This is a genomic window from Phenylobacterium sp. GW823-FHT02A09 (assembly GCF_058797775.1).
Genome location: NZ_JBXAJZ010000009.1, coordinates 1 through 3,052 on the forward strand (window position 1 = coordinate 1; position 3,052 = coordinate 3,052).

At 54.2% G+C, this 3,052-nt stretch carries 2 rRNA genes; both read right to left on the minus strand.

Features of this window, described 5'->3' with window-relative positions:
- Positions 1-43: 43 nt before the first annotated feature.
- Positions 44-158, minus strand: a 5S ribosomal RNA gene (gene rrf, locus AC1Q87_RS22210).
- A 69-nt stretch (positions 159-227) separates the two neighbouring features.
- Positions 228-3,015, minus strand: a 23S ribosomal RNA gene (locus tag AC1Q87_RS22215).
- Between the last annotated feature and the right edge of the window lie 37 nt (positions 3,016-3,052).

Consider the following 3,052-nt stretch of genomic DNA (forward strand, 5'->3'; position numbering starts at 1 on the left):
GAGATTGTGTATTGAAGGGTTGTTTGACGTATCCGTTTGGTAGACCTGGCGGCGACCTACTCTCCCGCGCCTTAAGACGAAGTACCATCGGCCCAGAGAGGCTTAACGACCGAGTTCGGGATGGGATCGGGTGGGGACCTCTCGGTATAACCACCAGGTCAACGAAACGGATACGTTGAAGAGAGAAGACATCAAGCAAAGCGCATTAGTCATGAGTTTGACTAAGAACGATCAAGCCGATCGAGCGATTAGTACCAGTAAGCTGCATGCCTCGCGGCACTTCCACACCTGGCCTATCAACGTGGTGGTCTACCACGGCTCTCGGCGAAGCCTTGTTTTGAGGTTAGTTTCCCGCTTAGATGCTTTCAGCGGTTATCTATTCCACACTTAGCTACCCTGCTGCGCAGCTGGCGCCACGACAGGTCCACCAGAGGTGTGTCCATCCCGGTCCTCTCGTACTAGGGACAGATCCTCTCAAGCTTCGTACACCCACGGCAGATAGGGACCAAACTGTCTCACGACGTTCTGAACCCAGCTCACGTACCACTTTAATCGGCGAACAGCCGAACCCTTGGGACCTGCTCCAGCCCCAGGATGTGATGAGCCGACATCGAGGTGCCAAACTTTGCCGTCGCTGTGGACGCTTGGGCAAAATCAGCCTGTTATCCCTAGAGTACCTTTTATTCGTTGAGCGATGGCCCTTCCACGCAGAACCACCGGATCACTATGGCCGACTTTCGTCTCTGCTCGACTTGTCAGTCTCGCAGTCAGGCGGGCTTATGCCATTGCACTCGTCGAGCGATTTCCGACCGCTCTGAGCCCACCATCGCGCGCCTCCGTTACACTTTGGGAGGCGACCGCCCCAGTCAAACTGCCCGCCACGCCATGTCCCGAACCCGGATAACGGGCTGCGGTTAGACGTCAGCGACAACAAGGGTGGTATTTCAAGGATGGCTCCACCGGAACTGGCGCCCCGGTTTCATAGCCTCCCACCTATCCTACACATGTTGCCGCTAACGCCAAGGCGAAGCTGCAGTAAAGGTTCATAGGGTCTTTCCGTCTGACCGCGGGAACCCCGCATCTTCACGGGGAATTCAATTTCGCTGAGCCTATGCTGGAGACAGTGGGGAAGTCGTTACGCCATTCGTGCAGGTCGGAACTTACCCGACAAGGAATTTCGCTACCTTAGGACCGTTATAGTTACGGCCGCCGTTTACCGGGGCTTCAATTCGGAGCTTGCACCCCTCCTTTTAACCTTCCGGCACCGGGCAGGCGTCAGACCCTATACGTCGCCTTGCGGCTTCGCAGAGCCCTGTGTTTTTGATAAACAGTCGCTACCCCCTGGCCTGTGCCACTCTCATCTGGTTGCCCAAAAGAGAGTCACGCTTATCCCGAAGTTACGCGTGCAATTTGCCGAGTTCCTTCAGCATAGTTCTCTCAAGCGCCTTGGTATACTCTACCTGTCCACCTGTGTCGGTTTCGGGTACGGTCTCCGTTGGAGTTATTTCCAGGAACCCCTTCACTGCCAGGAGCAATCCAATAAGCCCTGACAATTTACGGGATTCGTCACTTCCAACTGGCTCAGGAATATTCACCTGATTCCCATCGACTACGCCTTTCGGCCTCGCCTTAGGGGCCGGCTAACCCTGCGCAGATTAGCTTTACGCAGGAACCCTTGGACTTTCGGCGAGAGTGTCTCTCACACTCTTTGTCGCTACTCATGTCAGCATTCTCACTTCCGATACCTCCAGCCAGCCTCACGACTGACCTTCACAGGCTTACGGAACGCTCCGCTACCGCGTGCTTACGCACACCCATACCTTCGGCGACTGGCTTGAGCCCCGTTACATTTTCCGCGCAGGATCGCTTGACCAGTGAGCTGTTACGCTTTCTTTAAATGATGGCTGCTTCTAAGCCAACATCCTGGTTGTCAAAGCAATCCCACATCGTTTCCCACTTAGCCAGTACTTGGGGGCCTTAGATGATGGTTAGGGTTGTTTCCCTTTTCACGACGGACGTTAGCACCCGCCGTGTGTCTGCCAGATAGTTCTCTTGGGTATTCGGAGTTTGGTTAGAATTGGTAGATCTCGCGACCCCCGCATCCATCCAGTGCTCTACCCCCCAAGGAATTCGTCTGACGCTCTACCTAAATAGATTTCGCGGAGAACCAGCTATGTCCAGGTTTGATTGGCCTTTCACCCCTATCCACAAGTCATCCCAGAATTTTTCAACATTCACGGGTTCGGTCCTCCAGTAAGTGTTACCTTACCTTCAACCTGCTCATGGATAGATCACCTGGTTTCGGGTCGTCATGCGACGTACTTATTCGCCCTATTCAGACTCGCTTTCGCTACGCCTACACCTATCGGCTTAAGCTTGCACGGCACATGAAGTCGCTGACCCATTATACAAAAGGTACGCCGTCACCACGCGAGGTGGCTCCGACTGCTTGTAGGCTTCCGATTTCAGGTTCTATTTCACTCCCCTCGTCGGGGTGCTTTTCACCTTTCCCTCACGGTACTTGTTCACTATCGGTCATTGAGGAGTACTTAGGCTTGGAGGGTGGTCCCCCCATGTTCAGACAGGATTTCACGTGTCCCGCCCTACTCGAGTCTGTCGCTAATTGACGCCTACGGGGCTATCACCCGCTATGGCCGACTTTTCCAAGTCATTCGGCTTTATGTCACGACAGCACTGGCCTGGTCCCGGTTCGCTCGCCACTACTACGGGAGTCTCGGTTGATGTCCTTTCCTCCGGGTACTGAGATGTTTCAGTTCCCCGGGTTTGCTTAATGAACCCTATGTATTCAGGTCATTATACCTTTGAACAACCAACGAACCTGAGCTCCGGCCGAAGCCGAAGATCACATTCGCAGATTGTAAAGGTGGGTTTCCCCATTCAGAAATGTCCGGATCAAAGGGTGCTCGCGCCTCCCCGGACCTTATCGCAGCGTGCCACGTCTTTCATCGCCTCTCAATGCCAAGGCATCCGTCAGAAGCCCTTATGCGCTTGATCGTTCTCAGCAAAACTCATGCGTGGGGACGGTTTGGAT